Source organism: Demequina gelatinilytica, from assembly GCF_000971115.1.
GTDB classification, from domain to species: domain Bacteria; phylum Actinomycetota; class Actinomycetes; order Actinomycetales; family Demequinaceae; genus Demequina; species Demequina gelatinilytica.
In genome coordinates this window covers 63647-86699 of record NZ_BBLV01000010.1, presented here as the reverse complement: position 1 = coordinate 86699, position 23053 = coordinate 63647, and the positions used below count along the sequence as shown (strand labels likewise).

Annotated in this window: 18 protein-coding genes; 12 read left to right on the top strand and 6 right to left on the bottom strand. The window is 71.2% G+C overall.

The features are described 5' to 3' along the window. The first annotated feature begins 109 nt into the window (after positions 1-109). Positions 110-2188, top strand: coding sequence for a phosphate acetyltransferase (gene pta, locus AOM00_RS09985; RefSeq protein ID WP_062517641.1), 2079 nt, complete (start codon positions 110-112; stop codon positions 2186-2188). Further along, positions 2185-3321, top strand: a complete 1137-nt coding sequence (locus tag AOM00_RS09980; RefSeq protein WP_062517640.1) for an acetate/propionate family kinase — start codon at positions 2185-2187, stop codon at positions 3319-3321. Before pta ends, AOM00_RS09980 begins: the two co-directional genes overlap by 4 nt. Positions 3322-3888: 567 nt before the next feature. On the opposite strand, the gene AOM00_RS09970 is transcribed toward AOM00_RS09980, so the two are convergent. Then, positions 3889-5073 carry a hypothetical protein gene (locus AOM00_RS09970; protein ID WP_156159119.1) on the bottom strand — a complete coding sequence of 395 codons (1185 nt, stop codon included), beginning with the start codon at positions 5071-5073 and terminating at the stop codon, positions 3889-3891. Between the two features lie 370 nt (positions 5074-5443). On the opposite strand from AOM00_RS09970, the gene AOM00_RS09965 reads away from it, so the two are divergent. From AOM00_RS09965 to AOM00_RS09955, 3 genes are all read left to right on the top strand, one after another. Continuing rightward, positions 5444-7900, top strand: a complete 2457-nt coding sequence (locus AOM00_RS09965) for a phosphoketolase family protein (protein ID WP_062517637.1) — start codon at positions 5444-5446, stop codon at positions 7898-7900. A 258-nt stretch (positions 7901-8158) separates the two neighbouring features. Further along, positions 8159-9970, top strand: a complete 1812-nt coding sequence (locus AOM00_RS09960) for a hypothetical protein (RefSeq protein ID WP_062517636.1) — start codon at positions 8159-8161, stop codon at positions 9968-9970. 198 nt (positions 9971-10168) lie between these two features. Continuing rightward, the gene (locus AOM00_RS09955; protein ID WP_062517635.1) at positions 10169-12253 is read left to right on the top strand and encodes a methyl-accepting chemotaxis protein; all 2085 of its coding nucleotides are present in this window, start codon (positions 10169-10171) and stop codon (positions 12251-12253) included. On the opposite strand, the gene AOM00_RS09950 is transcribed toward AOM00_RS09955, so the two are convergent. After that, on the bottom strand, positions 12250-12762 hold the full coding sequence (locus AOM00_RS09950) for a cupin domain-containing protein (protein WP_062517634.1): 513 nt from the start codon (positions 12760-12762) through the stop codon (positions 12250-12252). The genes AOM00_RS09955 and AOM00_RS09950 overlap by 4 nt on opposite strands. An 82-nt stretch (positions 12763-12844) precedes the next feature. On the opposite strand from AOM00_RS09950, the gene AOM00_RS09945 reads away from it, so the two are divergent. Then, positions 12845-13804 (top strand): zinc-binding dehydrogenase, encoded by a 960-nt coding sequence (locus AOM00_RS09945; RefSeq protein ID WP_062517633.1) that lies wholly within the window; start codon positions 12845-12847, stop codon positions 13802-13804. 6 nt (positions 13805-13810) lie between these two features. Here AOM00_RS09945 and AOM00_RS09940 read toward each other — a convergent pair whose 3' ends face one another. Together AOM00_RS09940 and AOM00_RS09935 are read right to left on the bottom strand one after the other, a co-directional pair. Further along, on the bottom strand, positions 13811-14197 hold the full coding sequence (locus AOM00_RS09940; RefSeq protein ID WP_062517632.1) for a DUF3054 domain-containing protein: 387 nt from the start codon (positions 14195-14197) through the stop codon (positions 13811-13813). After that, positions 14194-14886 carry a glutamine amidotransferase-related protein gene (locus AOM00_RS09935; protein WP_062517631.1) on the bottom strand — a complete coding sequence of 231 codons (693 nt, stop codon included), beginning with the start codon at positions 14884-14886 and terminating at the stop codon, positions 14194-14196. Before AOM00_RS09935 ends, AOM00_RS09940 begins: the two co-directional genes overlap by 4 nt. 62 nt (positions 14887-14948) lie before the next feature. Between AOM00_RS09935 and AOM00_RS09930 the strand changes: the two genes are divergently transcribed. The 5 genes from AOM00_RS09930 to AOM00_RS09910 all read left to right on the top strand — a co-directional run bounded on the left by AOM00_RS09930 (position 14949) and on the right by AOM00_RS09910 (position 20305). After that, positions 14949-15368, top strand: a complete 420-nt coding sequence (locus AOM00_RS09930) for a nitroreductase family deazaflavin-dependent oxidoreductase (RefSeq protein ID WP_062517630.1) — start codon at positions 14949-14951, stop codon at positions 15366-15368. Positions 15369-15423: 55 nt separating this feature from the next. Next, the gene (locus AOM00_RS09925) at positions 15424-17271 is read left to right on the top strand and encodes an ABC-F family ATP-binding cassette domain-containing protein (RefSeq protein WP_062517629.1); all 1848 of its coding nucleotides are present in this window, start codon (positions 15424-15426) and stop codon (positions 17269-17271) included. Between the two features lie 101 nt (positions 17272-17372). Beyond that, on the top strand, positions 17373-18728 hold the full coding sequence (locus tag AOM00_RS09920; protein WP_062517628.1) for an urease accessory protein UreH domain-containing protein: 1356 nt from the start codon (positions 17373-17375) through the stop codon (positions 18726-18728). Between the two features lie 60 nt (positions 18729-18788). Continuing rightward, on the top strand, positions 18789-19859 hold the full coding sequence (locus tag AOM00_RS09915; RefSeq protein ID WP_062517627.1) for a malate dehydrogenase: 1071 nt from the start codon (positions 18789-18791) through the stop codon (positions 19857-19859). Beyond that, a complete protein-coding gene (locus AOM00_RS09910) occupies positions 19856-20305 on the top strand; it encodes an ACT domain-containing protein (RefSeq protein ID WP_062517626.1) in 450 nt (149 codons plus the stop codon). Before AOM00_RS09915 ends, AOM00_RS09910 begins: the two co-directional genes overlap by 4 nt. A 131-nt stretch (positions 20306-20436) precedes the next feature. Here the strand turns inward: AOM00_RS09910 and AOM00_RS09905 are convergent, their stop codons facing one another. Both AOM00_RS09905 and AOM00_RS09900 read right to left on the bottom strand, forming a co-directional pair. Further along, a complete protein-coding gene (locus AOM00_RS09905) occupies positions 20437-21006 on the bottom strand; it encodes a YdeI/OmpD-associated family protein (protein WP_062517625.1) in 570 nt (189 codons plus the stop codon). 5 nt (positions 21007-21011) lie between these two features. After that, the gene (locus AOM00_RS09900) at positions 21012-22136 is read right to left on the bottom strand and encodes a GuaB3 family IMP dehydrogenase-related protein (protein ID WP_062517624.1); all 1125 of its coding nucleotides are present in this window, start codon (positions 22134-22136) and stop codon (positions 21012-21014) included. 108 nt (positions 22137-22244) lie between these two features. Between AOM00_RS09900 and AOM00_RS09895 the strand changes: the two genes are divergently transcribed. After that, positions 22245-23021, top strand: coding sequence for an exonuclease domain-containing protein (locus AOM00_RS09895; RefSeq protein ID WP_082096879.1), 777 nt, complete (start codon positions 22245-22247; stop codon positions 23019-23021). Positions 23022-23053: the final 32 nt, after the last annotated feature.

Here is a 23053-nt window from a genome sequence, read left to right as displayed (position 1 = left end):
GCAAGCCCGCGTGCGATTGCGCCCACAAGCGCGTTCCGGGGCATGGTGGCATGCCGCCCCCGGGACCTCTGGCCGCGAAGGTCCCGGCCATCCGTGGAACCATAGGGTCGTGGCACGAAGCATCTACATCGCATCGGCCGAAGGCGACACAGGGAAATCCACCATCGCGCTCGGCATCACCAATCTCCTCGCGAAGCAGGTAGGACGGGTCGGGATCTTCCGCCCCGTCGCCCGCGTCGCGGACGGATCCGACTACGTCCTGCAGCTCCTCCTGGGACACGACAGCATCGACCTCAGCTACGAGGAGGCGATCGGCGTCCGCTACGAGGACGTCCACGCCGACCCCGAGAAGGCCCTCGCGACCATCGTGTCGCGCTATCACGAGGTCGAGCGCAAGTGCGACGCCGTCGTGATCGTCGGCACCGACTACACGGACGTCTCCGCGGCGGCCGAGCTCGAGTTCAACGGCCGCGTCGCCGCGAACCTCGGCGCCCCCGTGGTGCTCGTGGTGCACGGCAACGAGCGCACCCCCGCCGAGGTCGCCCAGGTCATCGACCAGGCGCGCCTCGAGCTGGTGGGCTCGCACGCCCACATCTCCGGGATCTTCGTCAACCGCTGCAACCCGGCGGACGCGGAGACCATCGCGGCGAACCTTCCCGAGGCGCTGCGGCTGGGCGTCCTGCCCGAGGACCCGCTGCTCATCGCGCCGTCGATGAACCAGCTGGTCGAGGCCGTCGACGGCGAGCTCATCACCGGCGACCCGGCCCTCCTGTCGCGCGAGTCGCGCGGGATCATGGTCGGCGCGATGACCACGTCGAACCTGCTCGACCGTCTCGAGGACGGCTCCGTGGTGCTGGTGCCCGGCGACCGTTCGGACACCGTGCTCGCGCTCCTGGCCGCGCACGGCGCCGAGGGCTTCCCCGCGCTGTCGGGCGTGATCCTCACCGGCGGCCTCGAGCCGCGTTCCGCGGTGCGCCGCCTGCTCGAGGGCCTCGGCTCGCCGCTGCCCGTGATCCGCACCGAGCTCGACACGTTCGAGACGGCACGGCGCTGCTCGGCCACCAAGGGCCGGCTGTCGCGCGAGAGCCAGCTCAAGGTCGACACCGCGCTCGCGATGTTCGAGCAGCGCGTCGACGCGGAGAAGCTGCGCGACGTGCTCGACGTCGCCCGCACGGACGTCATCACGCCGCTCATGTTCGAGTACGACCTGCTGGACCGCGCACGCTCGCGCAAGCAGCACATCGTCCTGCCCGAAGGCGGCGACGACCGCATCCTGCGTGCCGCATCGTCCCTGCTCACGCGTGACGTGGTGGAGCTCACCATCCTCGGCAACGAGCAGTCGATCCGTGCCCGCGCCGCGGAGCTGGGTCTCGAGCTCGACGCCGCGCGCGTGCTGTCGCCGCAGGACCCGGAGTACGTCGAGCGCTTCGCCGCCGAGTACTACGAGATGCGCAAGGCCAAGGGCGCGACGCTCGAGGCCGCGCGCGACCGCGTGCAGGACGTCAGCTACTTCGGCACGATGATGGTCCAGCTGGGCCTCGCGGACGGCATGGTCTCGGGTGCGGCGCACACCACGGCGCACACCATCCTCCCGTCGTTCCAGATCATCAAGACCGTCCCCGGCGTCTCCGTGGTCTCCTCGGTGTTCTTCATGTGCCTCGCGGACCGCGTCCTGGTCTACGGCGACTGCGCCGTCAACCCGGACCCGACCGCCGAGCAGCTCGCGGACATCGCGATCTCCTCGGCCGACACGGCGGCGCAGTTCGGCGTCGAGCCCAGGATCGCGATGCTGTCCTACTCGACCGGCGAGTCCGGCACGGGCTCGGACGTCGACAAGGTCCGCGAGGCGACGCGCCTGGTCAAGGAGCGCCGCCCCGACCTCCTGGTCGACGGGCCGATGCAGTACGACGCCGCGGTGGAGCCCTCTGTCGCGCGCTCGAAGGCTCCCGACTCGCCCGTGGCGGGTCAAGCGACGGTGCTGGTCTTCCCCGACCTCAACACCGGCAACAACACCTACAAGGCCGTGCAGCGCTCCGCGGGAGCGGTCGCCGTCGGCCCCGTCCTGCAGGGACTTCGCAAGCCGGTCAACGACCTGTCGCGCGGCGCGCTCGTGCAGGACATCGTCAACACGGTCGCGATCACCGCGATCCAGGCCCAGAACCTCGACACCCCGGAAGGCAACGCGTGAGCGTCAACTACAACGGCATCGCCCTCGTCCTCAACTGCGGCTCCAGCTCGATCAAGTACCAGGTGGTCGACACCACCCAGGAGGAGGCCCTCGCCTCCGGCCTGGTCGAGCGCGTGACCGACCACAACGAGGGCGTGCGCGCCGTCATCGAGTCCCTGTCCGAGCCCGGCTCGGGTGTGGACCTGTCCCAGCTCACCGTCGTAGGCCACCGCGTGGTCCAGGGCGGTGCGGAGTTCTCCGCGCCGACCATCATCGACGACGAGGTCGAGGAGGCGATCGCGAAGCTCTCGGTGCTCGCGCCGCTGCACAACCCGGGCCACGTCGCGGGCATCTCCGCCGCGCGTGCCGCCTTCCCCGACATCCCGCACGTCGCGGTGTTCGACACGGCCTTCCACCAGACGCTGTCGGAGGCCGCGTACTCGTACGCGATCGACCCGCACATCGCCGCCGAGCACGGCATCCGCCGCTACGGCTTCCACGGCACCTCGCACGGCCACGTCTCGGCGAAGTGCGCGGAGCTCATGGACCGCGACCCCAAGGAGCTGCGGATCATCACGCTGCACCTCGGCAACGGCGCCTCGGCCGACGCCGTCAAGGGCGGCGTCGCGATCGACACCTCGATGGGCCTCACGCCCCTCGACGGCCTGGTGATGGGCTCGCGCACCGGCGCGATCGACCCCGCGGTGGTGTTCCACCTGCACCGCGCGGCCGGCCTCGACATCGACGAGATCGACGACCTGTTCAACAAGCGCTCCGGCATGCTGGGGCTCACGGGCCACTCGGACATGCGCGACGTCCACACGATGATCGAGGAGGGCAGCCACGAGGCGCGCGTCGCCCTCGACATCTACACGCGTCGCATCAAGGGCTACGTGGGCCAGTACATGGCGCAGCTCGGCGGCCTCGACGCGATCGTCTTCACGGCAGGCGTGGGCGAGAACGACGACATCGTCCGCATCGAGTCGCTCACCGGGCTCGAGGAGCTCGGTATCGAGATCGACGCCGAGCGCAACGCGGGCCGCAAGAAGCAGGCGACGCTCATCTCGACGGACACCTCGCGTGTCCAGGTGTGGGTCATCCCCACCAACGAGGAGCGCGCGATCGCGCTGCAGTCGGTGGCCTCGGTCTCCTGACGCCACCCCCAGCTGACAGCCGCAACGGATCTCACCGCGACACGCGGGTGGGAGGCCCTGAGATCGGGCCTCCCACCCGCGTGTCGTTCTGGTTTCCGTTGCCAGTGTCAGAGGGGACGATGCGAGGGTGCAGCTGACGCGTGCTCAGCGTCCCGCGCACGTCGAGAGCGCACGATGCCCACAAGGACGACCGCAACAACGCCACACGCGACCCCACCTAGACCTAACGCAAGGCGCTCCTGCACGCCGAGGCCCCACCCGTTCGCGCCCAAGAGGACAGCACCCGCGACCACCGCGACTGCCACGATCCCCATCGCCACGGCGGTGCGCCTGTCCAGGCGGTACCCGGGGCTGGCCGAGGCAAGTGTGGCGGCCGTCGCGATCGCCGCGAAGGTCAGGTCGACGCCAGTGACCCACCACACGACGCCCGCGACGGCGAGCAGGCCAAGCGGTACCGCGATCGCTTCGACCCAGCTGCGCTCACGCGCTGCTCCACGATCGTCGCAAGCGGATTCGCGGCCGACGGAGCTACCTGGCACGCGGGATGCATTCGTCATGAGGGTCCCTTCATGCGCAGTTCTTCGCATCAACTCGCGTCAAGAGGTAGCGAGATGCGGTGGTCTTCTTGAATCGCACCAGTGCCACTTGATAGCACGACGTTGACACGAGAGCCCACTTTCGAACGTCGTCGATCAGGTTCTTCAGCGCCGTGAATCCCGTGGACACTCCCACCGCGGTACACACGCTACCCACGATCTTCGCCCACGACGCTGGCATCTTCGCTCCCAGACACGCGACGGTCACTCCACCGACGATCGTCGCGCCGACGGAGAAGGCAAGCGCCTTCCACTGCGCACCGGTCATGTTCCAGTAGATGGCCCACCCGTAGGTGAGCAGGGGGTCGGCAACGACGGGGAACGCCGTGTCCTCGTCAGTGGTGACAACCTGGGTCAGGGTGTCTCCGTTGAGGGCATAGGAAGTCTCGAGCGCGACACCGTTGGCGTCGACCGCCCAGGGTGCGCCCACGCTCGCGACCGTCTCCATCACAGTCTGGATCTCCCCGGCCGGCTCCTCGACCGCGTCTATCGCGGCCCGCTGCTCATCGGTGAGAGCAGCGAGACCCTCGGCATCGCCGACGATCGCGGCGACCTCAGCCTCGTACCGTGCTTGATCAACCGCGTCGTAGACGATCGTCTCAGTCGGCGCCTGCACGGCGACCGATCCATCCCACTCCCTCGACAGGCGTGCGCCCTCGGGAAGCGTCAGCTCGAAGTCGACGCTTGTGGATGCCGACGCGTCAGCCAGCACCGCGACGATCTGGACACCGCCGTCGACCGCCCGCGTCACGACATCGGTCGCAGGCAGCACCTCCCGCGCGACCGCGACGCCGTCAACGACGGCGGCGACGGAGTCGTTCGCCGCATCGGCAACCGCGATTCCCAGCTCGACGCCCGCCGCGCCCGTCAACACCGCGCCAGCGGTGCCTGCTTCCAGGGTCATGCCTGCGCCCACGGGGACCCCGCCGCTGTCGAGCGACTCGATCACGCCAGCTTCGTCGGCGGCCGCAGCCTCGACCAGCGCCGCAGCAGTCGCGGCGTCCCCCTGCACATAGAGGCCGGCCGCGGCGGCGATGGCCTCCGCATCGTCGGCCAGGCCGGTTGCATCGCTCGCCGCCTCGGGACCCGCGCCCACCGACGCCTCGTCCACCTCCGCGGCAGAGACTGGCGCGGACGCAACCCCGGCGAGCGCCAATGCCAACACCAACGAAGTCGCGCCCGAAGTGAGGCGACCCGCCCAACTGTCACCCATGAACAACGTTCTCACTGTTAACCCCCCAGATTGGCTTGCTTTGCCGACCCAGACGCTAGGTCTTGCCCGCCTCGACGGGTAGACCACATTTCTGGGGGAACATGCGCGACAGGACCACTGGACGCGCGCACCACCCTCCACACAGCCCGCTATCGGACCCGACGCGAGATCTGCTGCTGACCGCAAGGTCCCGCCGAGCCAAGCCACGCCCCCGCGGCTCTCCCACCCCCTCCTCGCCGACGCATGGGACCTTCGCCGCGCCATGTGAACGTTCACCATGGAACGATGTGGAGGTACCCGAACTGGAGGAGAAATGGCACCGAAGCCCTGGTCCCCCCGCACTGCGGATTCTGTCAGCGACGCCGAGGTCGAGGCCATCGACCTGTGGTGGCGCACGGCGAACTACATGTCGGTGGGGCAGATCTACCTGCTCGACAACCCGCTGCTCAAGGAGCCGCTGCACCGCGACCACGTGAAGAAGCGCCTGGTGGGCCACTGGGGCACCACGCCGGGCCTCAACTTCATCTACACGCACCTCAACCGCATGATCACGTCGCGCCAGCAGCCGACGATGTACATCATCGGCCCCGGCCACGGCGGTCCCGGCCTGGTGGCCGCGAGCTATCTCGAGGGCACCTACAACGAGACGTACCCCGAGATCTCCGAGGACGCGCGCGGCCTGCAGCGCCTGTTCAAGCAGTTCTCGTTCCCGGGCGGCATCCCCTCGCACGTCGCGCCCGAGACCCCCGGCTCGATCCATGAGGGCGGCGAGCTCGGCTACGCGCTCAGCCACGCGTACGGCGCGGCCTTCGACAACCCGGACCTCCTGGTCGCGGCGGTCGTGGGCGACGGCGAGGCCGAGACCGGCCCGCTCGCCACCAGCTGGCACTCGAACAAGTTCATCAACCCCGCCACCGACGGCGTGGTGCTCCCGATCCTGCACCTCAACGGCTACAAGATCGCCAACCCGACCGTCCTCGCGCGCATCGGCGACGATGAGCTCGAGGCGCTCATGGTCGGCTACGGCCACAAGCCGCACTTCTTCACCGCGGGCTTCGACGAGGAGTCGCCCGAGTCCTTCCACCGCCGCTACGCGGAGCTGATGGACCAGGTCATGGACGAGATCGCGGCGATCAAGGCCGAGGCCAAGGTCAACCCGCAGATGGACCGCCCCAAGTGGCCCATGATCGTGCTGCGCACCCCCAAGGGCTGGACCTGCCCGCCGTCGATCGACGGCAAGCGCACCGAGGGCTCGTGGCGCGCGCACCAGGTGCCGCTGTCGAACGCCCGCGACACCGACGACCACCTCCACACCCTCGAGTCGTGGCTGCAGTCCTACGGCCCCGAGGACCTGTTCGACGAGGACGGCGTGGTGCGCCCCGAGGTGCTCGCGGTGGTCCCCGAGGGCGAGCTGCGCATGTCGGCCCGCCCCGAGGCCAACGGCGGCCTGCTGATGAAGGACCTGGTCATGCCCGACTACCGCGACTACGCGGTGGACGTGCCCGCTCCCGGCGCGGAGATCGGCGAGGCGACCCGCACGCTCGGCGACTTCCTCAAGGGCGTCATGGAGCGCAACCCCGACAACTTCCGCATCTTCGCGCCCGACGAGCTCGCCTCGAACCGCATCCAGGCGGTCCTCGATGTGACGCAGAAGGTGTGGAACGCGGAGATCGACCCCGACGACGGCCCCATGGGTCACCAGGGTCGCGTGGTCGAGATGCTGTCGGAGCACCAGTGCCAGGGCTGGCTCGAGGCCTACAACCTCACCGGTCGCCACGGCCTGTTCACCTCGTACGAGGCGTTCATCCACATCGTCGACTCGATGTTCAACCAGCACGCCAAGTGGCTCAAGGTCGCCCACGAGCTGCCGTGGCGCCGCCCCATCCCGTCGCTCAACTACCTGCTGTCGAGCCACGTCTGGCGCCAGGACCACAACGGCTTCTCGCACCAGGACCCGGGCTTCATCGACCACGTGGTGAACAAGAAGGCCGAGGTGGTGCGCGTGTACCTCCCGGCCGACGCGAACACCCTGCTCGCGACCTACGACCACTGCCTGCGCAGCCGCGACCGCGTGAACGTGGTGGTGGCCGGCAAGCAGCCCCAGGCGCAGTGGCTCACCATCGAGGAGGCGGAGAACCACTTCGCGCGCGGCGCCGGCATCTGGGAGTTCGCCTCCAACGTGCCGCTGGGCGAGGAGCCCGACGTGGTGATGTGCGGCATCGGAGACGTGCCGACCATGGAGGTCCTCGCGGCGATCGACATCATCCGTGAGGAGCTGCCGGAGCTCAAGGTCCGCATGGTCAACGTGGTCGACCTCATGCGCCTGCAGCCGGAGAAGGAGCACCCGCACGGCATGACCGACCGGGAGTTCGACCAGCTGTTCACCTCGGACAAGCCGATCATCATGAACTACCACGGCTACCCGTGGCTGATCCACCGCCTCACCTACCGCCGCAACGGGCACGAGAACCTGCACGTCCGCGGCTTCAAGGAGGAGGGCACCACCACGTCGCCGTTCGACATGGCGATGGTCAACGACATCGACCGGTACCACCTGGTCATGGACGTCATCGACCGCGTCCCGTCGCTCGGCAGCCGCGCCGCGTCCCTGCGTCAGAAGCTGCAGGACAAGCGCTTCGAGGCCCAGCGCTACGCCTACGAGACGGGCGCCGACCTCCCCGAGGTCGCCGAGTGGGTCTGGTCGGGCGCCGGCACCGAGGTGCAGGCGAAGCTGTCGGGCGCGCTCGCGACCGACGGCGACAACGAGTGAGCCTCCCCAGGTAGGGGTTCGCTCCGCACGGTTCACGCGGCGAGACGCCGCAGAGCGGGGCCGATGCGCCGGGTACGCCCGGCGTGTCGGCCCCGTTTCCGTGCCGGGCGCTTCGGTACCGCATGCCTGCCAGGCATTTCGGACGTTTGCGACACGTGCAGCAGCACAAAGGTGAGCAACCCCCCAGCGGCGTTGTGGCGATCTCCAGGGCGCGGTAGCCTCGCGCGCACAATCGAACACGACTGGGGGAACACCACCTTGATCACACGTCTCGGTGCGCGCACGCTGGCGGTTGTCGCCGCGTCCGCGCTCACCTTCACCGGCCTTGCCACGGCGGCATCGGCCGAGGACAGCGCCACCCTGACGATCGGCTTCGCCGACGCCCTCGCCCTCCCCGCCGGCGACGGCGTGCGCGACGAGACCACCGTCACGGTCACCTCCGACATCGCGACCACCATCAGCGCCACCGTGGCGGAGACCGGCGCGGGCGACACCGTGCTCGTGTTCGCGCCCCGCGAGATCAGCCCGGGGACGCCGCAGACGTACACGGTTCCGGTCGACACGCTCAACCGGGGCGGCTACGAGCTCATGGTCCGGCCGACCGTGGGCGATCCGGTCATCTCGGTCATCAGCGTGAGCGACGGCAACCCGGTGGACATGTCCCTCGACCTGTCGGCCTCCACCATCTACTCGTGGAGCGGCAAGACGCCGGTCACGACGACCGCGTCGGTCACCGCGAACGACGAGCTGGGCCTGCCGGTGCCGTTCTCCGGCACGGTGACCGCCACGATCGGCTCCAAGACCTTCACCACCCCGATCGCGTCGACGACCGATGCCCCGGGGAAGGCGATCATCCCCGCGTCGAGCCTCGTCGGCGGTACCGGCACCGTCACTGCGACGGTCCAGGCGGCCGAGGACGTCGAGCTCACGGACTCGGCGCCGCTCACGGTCAGGCGCACCGCGGTCACGAGCCTCGCGGTGAGCAAGAGCATCGGCACCGTCTACCCGTACAAGGACTCGGACCGCGACACGGTGAGCCTCACGGTCACCCCGACCCGCACCACGGGCGCCTCGTTCCCGTCCACGGGCTCCGTCAAGATCACCCGCAACGGCACCACCGTGAAGTCGTGGAGCCTCACCAACTCGAAGGTCCGCACCATCACGTGGGACGGCCGCATCGGCGGCAAGGTCGTGCCCGGCACCTACACCGTGACGGCCTCGCTCAAGGGCCCGGAGGGTGGCAAGCAGACCGCGTCCACCACGGTCAAGGTCGCGGCCACCTCGGTGAAGAGCGTGGGCCTCAAGAAGAGCGTCGGCACGGTCTACCCGGCCAAGGACTCGTACCGCGACTCCGTCGCGTTCACGGTGATCCCGGCCAGCAGCACCGGCAAGGCCATCCCGGCGACGGGCACCGTCAAGGTCGTCAAGGACGGCAAGACCGTGAAGACCTGGACCCTCAGCACGTCCAAGAAGCGCACGCTCACATGGGACGGCCGCGTCGGCGGCGCGATCGTCCCGGGCACCTACGACGTGATCGTCTCGGTCAAGGGACCCGAGGGCAGCAAGAAGACGGCGCGGACCACGGTCAACGTGAGCAAGAAGAAGCTCGTCACCACGACCAAGAAGCTGACGTACAAGGCTTCGACGATCATGGACGGCTACTACAACCTCGACGAGTACGACATCGGCGCGTGCTACGAGAGCTACTTCACCGTCGGCGACGTCGTGTGCGACGCGTACGACGCGTACTACGGCGACTCGATCGCTCTCTACGACTTCGGCACCATCCCGGTGCCGAGCGATGTGGTGAGCGCCCAGCGGTTCGGCGGCGCGAGCGTGAAGGTCACCACCGAGTGGTCGTGGGTGAGCGGCGACGTGCTGTGGGGCTACGACAAGGTCGAAGGCGGCGCGGCGAAGATCGGCGTGGCGACCGAGGGCAAGCAGACCCTGGGCGCGCTCAAGCTCCCGGCGACGACCAGCACCGTCCACGTGACGTTCGCGCTCGGCGAGTACGCGACCTCCGCGGCGGACACGATCTCGGCGACGTACACCTACAAGAAGCTCGCCTGACAGCGAGCCTCATACCCGCATCGAAGGGCCGATGCGCCGGGTCACCCGGCGCATCGGCCCTTCTGCTACGAGCGGCATTACGGCACAGCAAGCCAAAAAATGCCCACGTAAACTCCATGTTTCGACGCCTCACTTCGCCGCGCCGCGGCCGATGGGACCAACGACCCCCCTCTCGTCCCGCTCCCGAAGGCCTCACCCATGCCCCTCCCCACCCTGCGCACCAGCCTGCGCCTCCAGCTCGTCACGCTCGGCGCGGTCGCCGTGCTCGGCTCCTCCATCGCGCTGACCGCCGTCGGCACCGTGCAGGCGCAACGCCTCGCGGACCAGGCGACCGAGGACGTGCAGCAGCTCAACGCCGCGTCGATGGAGCAGACCGCACGCTCCGCGCGTCAGCTGGTGTCGAGCCAGGTGGACGCCGTGACCTCGCGCATGGAGTCCGAGCTCTCCGTCGCGCAGGCGATCATGGCCTCCATGGGTGAGGTCTCCCATGGTCGGGACCGCACCTGGCAGGCGACCAACCAGGCCACGGGCGAGGCGACCGAGGTGACCGTGCCCCGCCTCCTCATCGGCGGCCAGGACCTCGGGAAGGTCGCGGACCTGGGCACCCCCGTGCCGGTGGTCGACACGGTCACGGACCTGCTCGGCGCCGCGACCACCGTGTTCCAGCGCATGGACGACGAGGGCGACATGCTGCGCGTCGCGACCACCGTGCCCGGCGCCGACGGCACGCGAGCGATCGGCACCTACATCGGGGCGACCAACGCCGACGGCACCCCGAACGCGGTGGTCTCCGCGCTCATGTCGGGCAACCCCTACTACGGCACCGCGACCGTCGTGGGGGAGCAGTACGTGACCGCGTACGCCCCGATCATGGAGGGCGACGAGGTCACCGGCGCGATCTTCGTGGGCCTCCCCCAGGCCGCGGTCGACACGCACCTGCGGACGGCGCTGGCCGAGATGATGGTGGGCGAGACCGGCTACGTCACCGTGACGGACGATGCGGGCGCCTGGGTGGTGCCGCCGCCAGGCGCGGAGGCGGGCACCGCCGTCGACGAGGCGATCGCCACCGCGCTGACCGATGCCGCGGCCCCCCTCACGGACGAGGTCGCGACCGCCGCGACGCGCGTGGAGCTCGCGGGCGACGGCGCGCACGTCGAGGTCGCCCGCTACGCCCCGTGGGGTTGGACGATCGCCGCGTGGGGCCTCGACAGCGAGCTCGAGCTGGTGCCCAACCACCTGTCCGAGGGCATCGCGGCGCTCACGCGCACGCTGCTCATCGTGGGCCTGGTCGTGTCGGCCCTCGCGGTCGGCCTCATCGTGATCGTGTCCGGTCGCATCGTGGGCCGCGTCCAGCGGATCACCGACGCGCTGCACCGCGTCGCGGACCACGACCTCTCGCGCGACTTCGCCTCCGAGGGCATCGACGAGATCGGACGCATGGGCGACGCGCTCGTCGCGACCATCGTCGCGATGCGCGACACCGTCACCAGCCTGCGCACCGGCGCGGAGTCGGTACGCACCACCGCAGACCAGCTGCACGGCTCGAGCACGGGCCTCCAGGGTGACGCCTCGCTCACCGCGACCCACGCGGGCAGCGCCGCACAGACCGCGACGGCGATGAGCCTCGAGGTCCAGTCCGTCAGCGCGGCGATGATCGAGATGCGCACCACCATCGAGTCCGTGGCGCGCGATGTCCACGCCGCGACCGGCGAGACCCGCACCGCAGTCCACACGACCGACGAGGCCGCGGCGCTGTCGGGCCGGCTCGAGGACTCGTCCTCGCGCATCGCGTCGGTGCTCACGACCATCACCGCGATCGCGGCGCAGACCAACCTGCTCGCGCTCAACGCGACCATCGAGGCCGCACGCGCAGGCGAGGCGGGCAAGGGCTTCGCGGTGGTGGCGAACGAGGTGAAGGACCTCGCGCAGCAGACCGCGAGCGCGATCGACACCATCCGCCCGGTGCTCGAGCACGTGGCGAAGGACTCCGCCGAGGTCCAGGCCGCAGTCGAGCGCGTCGCCGGGTCCATCGCCCGGGTCGACGAGCACCAGTCGTCGATCTCGGCTGCGATCGAGCAGCAGAGCGCGACCACCACCGAGGTCGAGCGCAACCTGGTGGTCGCAGCCGACGGCGCGAGCGAGATCTCGACGGCCGCGCACCAGCTGTCGGACTCGGCGGAGAGTGCGCGACGCAGCGCGGACGAGGTCGGCGGCGTGGTGACGGGGCTCACCGGCATCGCGACCGAGCTCGCGACGGGCGTCGAGAAGTTCGTGCTCGCCTAGTCCGTGTCGCTGGCGGTCGGACGCGGAGGCTGCTCCGCGTCCGGCTCCCCGTCGTAGTACGGCACACCGTCGCCGTCGCGATGGAATGCGACCGCGACCCCGCCCAGGATGAGCCCGGACTTCCCCGAGTCGGGGTAGTGGGTCACATCCGGGTCGCTCGTCGTGTCGACGTCGACATACCGCAGCACCTCGGTGCCGTCGTTGGTGAGGCGGTGCGCACCGGAGGGCCCCGGCGGCAGCACCACCACCGCACCGGCTCCCACCCGCCTGTCACCCTCGGGGGTGCGCAGCGTGCCGGAGCCCGCGAGGATCACGTAGACCTCGGTCACGCCCTCGTGCCAGTGGTAGGGGTAGGCGGACCTGCCTGGCGGGATCTCCATGAACGCCACGGTCGCCTGGTTGCCCGCCCGTGGGACCACCAGCCGCTTGCGGTACTCGAACGCCCCGGCCTCCTCATGCGCCGCCGCGAGGTCGCTCCCGTCGGTCACGATCGTCCTGTCGATGCCCATGCGCTCATCATGGTGCGTCGGCGGGCCCGATGCGCGACCTCGGTCCCGGCGGCCGTCCGCGCATCGTCCTAGGGTGAGAGGCATGCTCGCCGCCTATGCCGCCCGCTTCTCCCCCGACGACCCCGCCGGCGCGCTCGAGGTGGGCGAACGGCCCGCACCCGAGCCGCGCGAGCACTGGACCACGGTGACGGTGCGCGCCGCGAGCATCAACCACCACGACGTGTGGTCGCTGCGCGGGGTGGGGCTCACCGAGGCGCAGCTGCCGATGATCCTCGGCTGCGACGCGGCGGGGGTCACCGACGACGGCGCGGAGGTGGTGGTCCACGGCGTGATCGGCGCGGACGGCCACGGCGTGGGGCCGCGCGAGCCGCGCTCGATCCTGTCGGAGCGCTATCCCGGGACGCTCGCGGAGCGGGTCGCGGTGCCGACCGCGAACCTCATCCCCAAGCCTGCGGAGCTCACGTGGGAGGAGGCCGCATGCCTCCCGACGGCGTGGCTCACGGCGTACCGGATGCTCTTCCACGGCGCGGATCTCAAGCCCGGGCAGTCGGTGCTGGTCCAAGGCGTGGGAGGCGGTGTCGCGAGCGCCGCGATCGCCTTGGGCGCGGCCGCCGGCCTCGAGGTCTACGCGACCTCCCGGTCGGAGGCCAAGCGCGCGGCCGCCGTGGAGATGGGCGCGGTCGCCGCGGTGGAGCCGGGGGCGCGGCTGCCGCGACGCGTCGACGCGGTGATCGAGACGGTGGGCAGGGCGACCTGGAAGCACTCGATCGCGAGCGTGCGCAACGGCGGCACCATCGCGATCGCCGGCCACACCACCGGCGATCCCGATCCCGCGCTGCTCACGCGCGTGTTCTTCCACGAGCTCCGCATCCAGGGCGTCACCATGGGTGCGCGCGAGGACCTCGCGGCGCTCATGGCGTTCCTGGTGCGCACCGGCCTGCGTCCCACGATCGACAGCGTGCACCCCCTTGCGCGGGCGCACGATGCGGTGGCACGGGTGGTCTCGGGCGACCAGGTGGGCAAGGTCGTCGTGACCGCGTAGGCGGCCTCAGCCCTTGAGACCGCGCCTCCTCGCGATCACGCCGGAGACGACGCGCCACCCGATGAGAGAGGCCGCGAGGAACGTCCCCGCGACGATCACGAACGAGACCTGCACCCCCTGGCCGCTCACGGCGCGCAGCGCCATGCCGCCCGCCAGGGTCGAGGCCCACACCGTCACGCCCGTGCGCCGCCAGTCGCACGGCTGCCTCCATCCGCGCGCGAGCGCCCACCCGAGCGCGGCGCCTACGGCGAACGGCCACACCGTCGTCGCAAGCCCGGATCCCCCGGGGCCGAGGATGCCCTCGTCGTGGCTCGCGCGCCCGATCGCGGCGAACACCACGATGGCGCCCGCGTCGAGCGCCGCCGCTCCCGCCGCTGCCTGCCTGATGTTCATGACCCGCCCTTCCCTTGTCCGCGCAGCCACTCCCGGATCATGAGGATCCCGGCGACCGCCGCATCGTCCCCCACCTCGCGGGAGCGCTCGCGCAGCGCCGTCACCGACACCCCGAGCGAGCGGAGCTCGCCGGTATGGCCGATGAGCCACCGCTCGATGCGCTCCGCGTCCACCTCGGGATGGAGCTGGAGAGCGAGTGCGGAGCCGTACGCGAAGGCCTGGCATGGGGTCGCGGGCGTCGAGGCCAGCACGGTCGCTCCCGCGGGAGGGACGATGCGGTCGCCGTGCCAGTGGAGGACCGGGATGCCCTCGAGGTGGCGCAGCGGCGTCCCGGCGGCCTCGGGCGTCAGGTCGACGGCGCCCCAGCCGACCTCGGGCTCGCCCCGCTCGACCGCGCCGCCGAGCGCATGCGCAAGCAGCTGGGCGCCGAGGCAGACGGCGAGGGTGGGCAGCCCGGACGTGACACGAGAGACCAGCAGCGCGGCCTCCTCGGCGAGCACCGGGTAGTCCTCGAGATCGGCGACCCCGACGGGCCCGCCGAGCACGAACCCCAGCTCGGCGGACGCGAACGGCGCGAGGTCGTCGACCCCGGCGTCGAGGTACACCACCTCGTAGCCGTGCGCCGCGATCTCCGCCTCCCAGATACCGAGGTCCTCGAAGGCGACATGGCGGATCGCGACGCATCTCATGGCTGGGAGCGTAGCCGGGGCAGCCCTGCACGCCACCCGCCCGCGTGCGCACAATGGGGTGCATGACCTCCGCGATCGACCTTCACGGCCCCGCGCACGTGGCGCGCTACCTCGAGACCGACGGCGCCGACGGGCACGACTGGCGCCACGGCACCACCGTCCTCCTCCTCACCACCGTGGGTCGCAGGAGCGGCGAGGCCCGCACCAGCCCGCTGATCTACCGGGAGTGGGACGGCGCCCTCATCGTGGTCGCGTCGAAGGGCGGAGCGGACAAGCCGCCGGCGTGGTTCCTCAACCTTGCCGCGCACCCCGAGGTCGGCGTGCAGGTCCGGGCGGACAGGTTCCCCGCCCGCGCCCGCATCGCCACCGCCGAGGAGAAGCCGGCGATGTGGGCGGCGATGGTCGAGGCGTGGCCCGACTACGACGCGTACCAGCAGCGCACCGACCGGGACATCCCCGTGGTGGTGCTCGAGCGCGTCTGACCCCCGCCGAGCCGCGTGGCGGAGCCGTGGGACCGGGCGCGACTACCCTTGTCGGGTGGCTCACCTGCTTGGCGCCGAGGCGCTTCACCTGGACTTCGGCACCGGACCCGTGCTCAACAGCATCACCGTCGGCCTCGACGACGGCGACCGCATCGGCATGGTCGGCGCCAACGGCGCGGGCAAGTCCACCCTCCTCAAGGTCCTCGCGGGCCGCATCGAGCCCGACGACGGTCGCGTGACGGTCGCCCGCGGCACCCGCATCGGCGTGCTCGACCAGTCCGACCATGTCGACGAGTCCCTCACCGTCGCCCAGGCGATCGTGGGCGAGCGCGACGAGCACGAGTGGGCCGGCGACCCGCGCGTCCGCGACATCATGTCCGGCCTGGTCCCCGACCTCCCCGCCGACGCGGTGGTCGGCGACCTCTCCGGTGGCCAGCAGCGCCGCGTCGCGCTCGCTCATGTGCTGGTGGGCGACCACGACGTGGTCTTCCTCGACGAGCCCACCAACCACCTCGACGTCGAGGGCGTGACCTGGCTCGCCGACCACCTCAAGCGGCGCTGGACCGTCAGCAAGGGCGCCCTCCTGGTGGTCACCCACGACCGCTGGTTCCTCGACGAGATCTCCACCAGGACGTGGGAGGTCCACGACGGCGAGGTCGACATGTACGACGGCGGCTACGCCGCCTATGTGCTGCAGCGCGTCGAGCGCGACCGCATCGCCGCCGTCACCGAGCAGCGTCGCCAGAACGTCATGCGCAAGGAGCTCGCATGGCTCCGCCGCGGCGCGCCGGCACGGACGTCGAAGCCCAAGTTCCGGATCGACGCCGCCAACGCGCTCATCGCGGATGTGCCGCCCATCCGCGACACCGTCAAGCTCCACCGCATGGCCGCCGCACGCCTGGGCAAGGACGTGGTCGAGCTGGTGGACGTGGGCGTGAGCTACGGCGGCAAGGAGGTGCTGCGGCACCTCGACTTCAACATCGGCCCCGGCGACCGCATCGGCATCCTCGGGGAGAACGGTGCCGGCAAGTCGACCTTCCTGCGCCTTGTCACGGGCGAGCAGGAACCCACGTCGGGACGGGTCAAGACCGGCATGACCGTCCGCGTCGAGCAGCTGAGCCAGCAGCTCGCGGAGCTCGACGACATCGCCGACGAGCGCGTCTCCGCCGTGGTGAAGCGCTACGCGTCGATCAAGCTGAGCGACGGCCAGGAGATGACGCCCAGCCAGCTCCTCGAGCGCATGGGCTTCACCTCGATCCAGCTCAAGACGCCCGTGGGGCGTCTGTCAGGAGGCCAGCGCCGCCGCCTCCAGCTCCTGGTGGTGCTGCTGAGCGAGCCCAACGTGCTGGTGCTCGACGAGCCCACCAACGACCTCGACACCGACATGCTCGCGGCGCTCGAGGACCTGCTCGACTCGTGGCCCGGCACGCTCATCGTGGTGAGCCACGACCGCTACCTCATGGAGCGCATCACCGATCAGCAGTACGCGGTGGTCGACGGCGGGCTGCGCCACCTCCCCGGCGGCGTCGACGAGTACGTCGCGATGTCGCGCGAGCGCCGCGCGGGCGGCGCCTCCGGCATCGGCACCTTCGGCGTGGGCGGGGACGATGCCGCCGCCACCGTGCGCGCGGCGTTCCCCGACGCCGTGGCGACCCCCGCATCGTCCGGCGAGCCCGAGCTCAGCGGCGCCGAGCGCCGCGCCGTCGAGAAGGAGCTCAAGGCCGCCGAGCGCCGCATGGCCAAGATCGAGGAGCTCACCGAGGGCCTGCACAACGAGATGGTCATGCACGACCAGAGCGACTTCGCGGGCCTCGCGAAGTACATGAAGGAGCTCCAGGCGCTCGAGGCGGAGAACGCGGAGCTCGAGGAGCGGTGGCTGGAGCTGACCGAGCAGCTGGGCTGAGGCACCCTACCGACCCTGCCCCACAGGCGGGGTCGCGACCTCGGTCCCGTGCACAGGCTCCCGCCACGGTGCTTAATGGACTCACCCGAAGGAGAGTCCCCGTGAGCGAACGCATCGTCCCCATCGCCGGCATGACCTGCGCGGCGTGCGAGGGCACCGTGGCCGCCGCCGCGCTCACGCTCCCCGGGGTCGAGTCCGCGAGCGCCGATCGACGCTCGGGCAGGCTCACGCTCGAGGGCCGGATGCTGCCCTCCGACGCGGAGGTGGACCACGCGCTGGCGGACACCCCGTACTCGGTCGGCACCCGACCCTGGCTCAGCCGCGATCCCTTCGTCTGGCGCGACCTCCTGGTGGCCGTCGCGGTCGTCGGGTTCCTCGCGGCCGCGGCATGGGCGCTCGGCCTGGCGTCGCGCGTGCAGGACCTCACCGCCGGCGCCTCCGCGGGGTCGGCGGCGGTGGTGCTGGGGCTCGGCGTGGCGGCCTCGGTGTCCACGTGCATGGCGCTGGTCGGAGGCCTGGTGATCTCGCTCGCGGCCTCGGTGCCGTCCCGCGCCACCGGCCTGGCACGGCTGCGCCCGCACCTGGTGTTCAACGCCGGGCGCGTGGTCGGCTTCTCGCTGCTCGGCGCGCTCATCGGGCTCGTGGGCCGCTCCCTCGCACCCTCGGGGCTGCTGCTCGCCGTCGTGGTCCTGCTCGCCGCGGTGGTCATGGCGGTCGTCGGGGTGCGCCTGACCGAGACCTCGCCGCGCGTGGCCGCATGGCAGCTCTCGCTGCCGGGGCGGTGGGGCGGCTGGGTGAGCGGCGCCTCGTCGGACGATGCCGCGGGCGGCACCATGCGCACGCTCGGCCTGGGCGCCGCCACCTTCTTCCTGCCGTGCGGCTTCACGCAGGCCGTGCAGGTGTACGCGCTGTCGACGGGCAGCGCGCGCGAGGGTGCGCTGGTCATGGGGCTGTTCGCGATCGGTACCACGCCGGGGCTGCTCGCCGCGGGTGCGGCCGCCGGGGCCGCCGCATCCTCGCGCCGGCCCGCGGCCGGTCGCGTCCTGAGGGGCGTCGGTGTCGCCGTGGTCGCGTTCGCGCTGGTGACGGCCTCGGGCGCGATCACGCAGCTCGCTCCCGGTCTTCGCGCGACCGCCGTCACCGCCACCGAGCGGACGCCCAACGTCACCGAGGTCGACGGCGTCCAGCAGGTCACCACGGAGGTGGTGGACGACGGCTACTCCCCCGCGACCACGGTCGTCTATGTCGACGAACCCGTCGCGTGGACCCTCGAGCCGGTCTACAAGGGATGCCAGAGCGCGATCGACGCCCCGTCGCTGGGCCTCGACCGGATCATGGTGCTGTTCGAGGCCGAGACGGTCGAGTTCACACCCACCGAGACCGGCACCTACCGCTACTCGTGCGCGATGGGCATGTACTCGGGCGAGTTCGTGGTGATCGAGCGTCCGGAGACCTGAGGCCGGCACCCGCGACCCGCGGCAACACCCGGGACATACGCGCCCGGTACCGTCGAGGTCATGGATGTCGCGATCGTGGGAGCCACCGGAGACGTGGGCCGGGCGATCTGCGGCTCCCTCATCGAGCGGGGCGAGCTCGGGGCATCGTCCCGTCTCCAGCTGGTGGGCCGCACCGGTGGATCGTCAGGCGCGGCGGTGCACGGCCTCCGCGTCGACCTGATCGACGCGTTCGACGAGCGCGCGCCGCACATCGACGTGGCGACCAGCCCCGAGGACGTGGTCGCGGACGTGGTGGTGATGACCGCGGGGCGCACCGTGCCGACCGGCACCGGCCACGTGATCGACCGCGACAGGCTCGCCGCCGACAACCGCAAGGTCTTCGAGGAGTACGCCGATGCGCTCGCGGCGCACGGCTCCGGGCACGAGGTCGTCATCGTGGTCTCCAACCCGGTCGAGCTCGCCGTCGAGGTGTTCGCGCGACGCCTGGGCCGCCACCGGGTGATCGGCATGGGCGCATGGCTCGACACGCTGCGCTTCCGGCGCGAGATCGCCGCGACCCTGGGAATCCGTCGGCATCGCGTGAGCGGCTTCGTGGCCGGGCAGCACGGCGACATGATGGTGCCGCTGTGGTCGAGCGTGCGCCTGCGCGGCCTCGACCCCGACGAGCGGGCCGAGATCGTCGATCGCCTCCGCGGCGACCGCACCCTCGCCTCCTTCCGCTCCGAGGTCGCGACCGCCAAGCAGCGCATCGCCTCGACGCCCGACGTCGCGAGCGCGTTCGCCGCGATCGACGCCTACCCGCCGGACGTCCAGGCCGTGATCCGGCCGTACCTCACGCACCAGAGCGGCGCGAAGACCGCGAACGGCACCGCCAACGCGACGGTGGACCTGGTCCGCACGGTGCTCGACGGCCGCGACATCGTGGTCGCGGGTCAGGTGCTGCTCGACGGCGAGATCGAGCTGGGCGGTACGCCGTGGACCGGCGTTCTCGGCGTGCCGGTCGCGGTGGGCCCGGACGGCTGGACCCGCGTGATGCTCGACGATCCGGCGCCCGACGAGTCCCGCGCCCTATGGGAGGTCGCACAGACCATCAACGAGTCCGTGGTCGCGTGGGGAGGGGGAGCCCGATGAGCACCCTCACCCAACGCTGGTTCGCGTTCGTGCAGGTGGAGGACCGCTCCGGCGCGTCCGCCGCGATCGCGGGCGTGTTCTCGGAGCGCGGAGTGAGCTTCGGCTCGATCTCGACGCTCGACGTGCATGGCGGCGTGGGCACCCTGTGCATCGAGTTCTCCGCGTCCGAGCGCCTGGCCCAGGTGCTGGTGCGCACGCTCGCGCGGCTCGCGGTGGTGCGCGTGGTGGACCTGGTCCATGCGGACGATGCGCGCGTGAGGGCGGTCGCGGTGGTCTCGGACGCCCGCGACGACCTCCTGCTGGAGGCCGCCGTCGGCGTGCACCATGACGAGGCGGGCGCGACGGTCATCCTCACCGGACCCGTCGCCGACGTACGCGCCGCGGTCGCGTCGCTGCGCGTCGACGGCGCGACGGTCGAGGCGCTGACGGTCCTCCCCCCGCGCTAGACGCGAGCCTCGACGGCCAGCGCGGCGTCGGACGCCGCGGCAGGGCACCGATCACCGACAGATGTGAAGCGCCATCCACTTGCACGCTTGTGCTGGTCGCATCCTGCCGTGAATTGCGGATCTTCGGGAGGCTAGCGGGCGGTACCGCCAAGCCGATCGAGCGCACGCGCGAGCCGCGCCGCGCGCGTGCGCTCGCTGGCCGCGGTCATGAGCGGGTGGAGGATCGAGAAGCGCTCGGCGCTCGAGAGCGCATCGAAGCGGGCGCGCAGCCCCGGCGCGGCATCGAGCGCGGCCGCCAGGTCCGCCGGGACCTCCGCGGTGGCGGAGCCCGCGTAGGCCCGGTCCCATCGCCCATCCGCACGCGCGCGGTCGACCTCGGCACGTCCCGTCGGTCGCATCCGCCCCTCGGCCTCGAGGCGAGCGATGTGCTCGGTGTTGCGCACCGACCAGATCGACCGGGGCCGCCGGGGCGTGAAGCGCTGCAGGAAGGTCGCCGCATCGCGGCTCCGCTTCTGGCCGTCGATCCACCCGGAGCACAGCGCCTCGTCGAGCGCCTCGCCATAGGTGAGCGACGTCGGGTCGGTCACGCCCTTCTTGGCGAGCACCAGCCAGACGCCGTCGCCGTCGCGCTCGTGCGCATCGAGCCAGGCACGCCACGCAGCCGCGTCGGCGACGCACAGCTCGGGGACGTCGCCGGCCACGGTCCCTACTGGGCCTGGTACGGGCTCACCACGATGTCGACGCGCTGGAACTCCTTGAGGTCCGAGTAGCCGGTGGTGGCCATGGAACGGCGCAGGGCACCCATGAGGTTCGAGGTGCCATCGGCACGCGTGCCGGGGCCGAAGAGCAGCTCGTCGAGCGTGCCGTGGGTGCCGACGTGGACGCGCTCGCCGCGCGGCAGCACGGGGTGGTGCGCCTCGGGGCCCCAGTGGTAGCCGGCGCCGGGGGCCTCCTCGGCACGCGCGAGCGCCGCGCCGAGCATGATCGCGTCCGCGCCGCACGCGAACGCCTTGACGATGTCCCCCGAGCGGCCCAGCCCGCCGTCGGCGATCACGTGCACGTAGCGGCCGCCGGACTCGTCGAGGTAGTCGCGACGTGCCGCCGCGACGTCGGACACCGCGGTCGCCATCGGCGCGTGGATGCCGAGCGTGGTGCGCGTGGTCTGCGCCGCCCCGCCGCCGAAGCCGACCAGCACGCCCGCCGCGCCCGTGCGCATGAGGTGGAGGGCCGCCTGGTAGGTGGAGGCGCCGCCGACGATCACGGGCACGTCGAGGTCGTAGATGAACTTCTTGAGGTTGAGCGGCTCGGCACCGTCGGAGACGTGCTCGGCGCTCACCGTGGTGCCGCGGATGACGAACAGGTCCACGCCGGCCTTCAGCACGGTCGCGTAGTGCTCCTGGGTGCGCTGCGGGCTGAGGGCCCCGGCGACCACCACGCCGGCGGCGCGGATCTCCTGCAGACGCGCGGTGATGAGCTCGTCCTTGATGGGCTCGCGGTAGATCTCCTGCATGCGGGCGGTCGCACCCTCGGGGTCCAGCCCGGCGATCTCCTCGAGCAGCGAGGCGGGGTCGTCGTAGCGGGTCCACAGGCCCTCGAGGTCGAGCACGCCCAGGCCGCCCGCGTTGCCGAGCGCGATCGCCGTCGCAGGGCTCATCACGGAGTCCATCGGCGCACCGATGACGGGGATCTCGAACTGGAACGCGTCGATCTGCCAGCCCAGGCTCACCACCTTCGGGTCGCGCGTACGCCGCGAGGGCACCACCGCGATGTCGTCGAAGGAATAGGCGCGGCGCCCGCGCTTGCCGCGGCCGATCTCGATCTCGTTGCTCACGGGTCACCAGCCTAGCGTCCACGTGCGACACCGCCGCAGGACGATGCACCTCCCGCACCTGGGGACAAGGGTGCGCACGGTGTCGGAGCGGCGTGCCAGGCTAGGACCATGAGCTGGCTCGACGAGACCATGGTGGGATTCGACACCGAGACCACGGGCGTGTCCACCGCGACCGACCGCATCGTCACCGCGGCGGTGATCACGCGCCGGGGCGACGCGGTCTCGACGCGCACGTGGCTGATCGATCCGGGCGTCGACATCCCCGCGTCCGCGAGCGCGGTGCACGGGATCTCCACGGAGAGGGCGCGCGCCGAGGGCGTCCAGCCGCCGGATGCCCTCGAGGAGATCGCGACCGCGCTTGCGGAGGCGCTCAACGCCGGCCACCCGGTGGTCGCCTTCAACGCGCAGTTCGACCTCACGCTCCTCGAGCACGAGCTCGCGCGCCACGGGCTCCCCTCTCTCGCCTCGCGCCTCGACAGCGAGGAGGTGCGGCCGGTGATCGACCCGCTGGTCCTCGACCGCAAGCTCGACCAGTACCGCAAGGGCAAGCGCAAGCTGATCGACCTGTGCACGCTCTACGCGGTCACGGTGGAGGCGGACGACCTCCACGCGGCGGATGCCGATGTGCTCGCGACGCTCGAGCTGGTCCAGGCGCTCGCGGCGGCGCACCCGACCATGCGCAGCACGTCGCTGGACTCGCTCCACGACCTCCAGGCGTCCGCGCACCATGACTGGGCCGTGCGCTTCGGCGCCTGGCTCAAGTCCAAGGGGACCACGGACGACCTTCCCGACCCGATCTGGCCCGTGGCCGCACCCGCGCTCGCCCTGGCAGCGCCCGCATCGTCCGCGGAGGCCGGCGGCTCGGGTCAGGACTCCCTCTTCTAGGACCCGTACACACGGGCCACTCGCGGCGCCGC

Bases quoted from the DNA above. Each gene is read 5' to 3' on its own strand.
- AOM00_RS09950 (WP_062517634.1), bottom strand. From the start codon at position 12,762: ATGGGCATCGACAGGACGATCGTGACCGACGGGAGCGACCTCGCGGCG.
- AOM00_RS09955 (WP_062517635.1), top strand. From the start codon at position 10,169: ATGCCCCTCCCCACCCTGCGCACCAGCCTGCGCCTCCAGCTCGTCACG.
- AOM00_RS09910 (WP_062517626.1), top strand. From the start codon at position 19,856: ATGAGCACCCTCACCCAACGCTGGTTCGCGTTCGTGCAGGTGGAGGAC.
- AOM00_RS09935 (WP_062517631.1), bottom strand. From the start codon at position 14,886: ATGAGATGCGTCGCGATCCGCCATGTCGCCTTCGAGGACCTCGGTATC.
- AOM00_RS09965 (WP_062517637.1), top strand. From the start codon at position 5,444: ATGGCACCGAAGCCCTGGTCCCCCCGCACTGCGGATTCTGTCAGCGAC.
- AOM00_RS09895 (WP_082096879.1), top strand. From the start codon at position 22,245: ATGAGCTGGCTCGACGAGACCATGGTGGGATTCGACACCGAGACCACG.
- AOM00_RS09945 (WP_062517633.1), top strand. From the start codon at position 12,845: ATGCTCGCCGCCTATGCCGCCCGCTTCTCCCCCGACGACCCCGCCGGC.
- AOM00_RS09940 (WP_062517632.1), bottom strand. From the start codon at position 14,197: ATGAACATCAGGCAGGCAGCGGCGGGAGCGGCGGCGCTCGACGCGGGC.
- AOM00_RS09915 (WP_062517627.1), top strand. From the start codon at position 18,789: ATGGATGTCGCGATCGTGGGAGCCACCGGAGACGTGGGCCGGGCGATC.
- AOM00_RS09930 (WP_062517630.1), top strand. From the start codon at position 14,949: ATGACCTCCGCGATCGACCTTCACGGCCCCGCGCACGTGGCGCGCTAC.